This is a genomic window from Arenimonas caeni (assembly GCF_003024235.1).
Classification (GTDB): Bacteria; Pseudomonadota; Gammaproteobacteria; order Xanthomonadales; family Xanthomonadaceae; genus Arenimonas; species Arenimonas caeni.
Genome location: NZ_KZ679120.1, coordinates 1 through 533 on the forward strand (window position 1 = coordinate 1; position 533 = coordinate 533).

At 55.5% G+C, this 533-nt stretch carries 1 protein-coding gene; it reads right to left on the reverse strand.

Features of this window, described 5'->3' with window-relative positions:
- Positions 1-21: 21 nt before the first annotated feature.
- The coding region (locus C6N40_RS14220) for a hypothetical protein (protein WP_205208631.1) at positions 22-533 on the reverse strand (512 nt) is incomplete at its 5' end.

Genomic DNA, 533 nt, shown 5'->3' on the forward strand with positions numbered 1-533 from the left:
TGACGGGAGTTTCCTTACGGATTAGTTAGATCCGGCCGGCTTAAGCTCGAAGCCAGGAACCGGTTTAGTCTCGATGTACTTGGGGTGATAGAGGTCCATATAAATGAGCGACTTTCGCTCGCCGCACACCACCTCAAACTCGTCGACATGAAAGCCGTAGATCCCATCTCCGCGGCTACCAAGTCGCTTGTAGGCAGCTCGCTGCCCGTTGGGGCACGTCAAGCTCGCAAGATAGTTCTTCTGACCAGTTGGGCCCTGGGTCCGGACTGGGTTCTCCCAGCTTCCCAGAGGGTGTTTTGCGATTTCTTCCGCCGAGACGTTGGGCGGCTCCCAGCTCGGATCGAATCGCTTCATCCTTGCGATGGGATCGAATTCGGGTGAGTCCGGGTGGCTCTTGTCTACAGCCACGACTTGCGAGGCTGTAAGACAAAGCACCATGAAAGTTAGTGCGCGGAGAAACGTCGTCATGGATCTAACGCCTGAGTTAAGCCGCGTGCCGAAGGCACGTCGGCTTGAATGAGTAAAAAGGAAAC